Origin of the sequence: uncultured Roseibium sp. (genome assembly GCF_947499295.1) — a bacterium.
Taxonomy (GTDB): domain Bacteria; phylum Pseudomonadota; class Alphaproteobacteria; order Rhizobiales; family Stappiaceae; genus Roseibium.
In genome coordinates this window covers 1-306 of record NZ_CANMNP010000160.1, presented here as the reverse complement: position 1 = coordinate 306, position 306 = coordinate 1, and the positions used below count along the sequence as shown (strand labels likewise).

At 52.0% G+C, this 306-nt stretch carries 1 pseudogene; it reads left to right on the top strand.

Going from position 1 to position 306, the window contains the following annotated elements:
* Nucleotides 1-107: 107 nt before the first annotated feature.
* Nucleotides 108-306 (top strand): annotated as a pseudogene (locus Q0835_RS30235) (IS6 family transposase); the annotation flags it as partial.

Genomic DNA, 306 nt, shown 5'->3' with positions numbered 1-306 from the left:
TATTCCGGTAGTTCTAACAACATCAACATGGCACATTCGATGCCGTCAGGTGGGGCTGTCCACACCATCAAGTTATTGACCGGGCTCAGTGATGTTAGATCGCTGTTATGTTTCAGAGTTCCGATTTTCCGCGCCTGAAGGGCTTCCGTTTTCCAGGTCGATCATCTCTTACGCAGTCTGGGTGTATCATCGGTTTGCGTTGAGTACGGCAGATGTTGAAGACCTTCTGGCGGAGCGGGGGGTATTTTCGTCAGCCGGGAAACGATCCGCAACTGGGTGAACCGTTTTGGTCGGCATTTCGTGTGC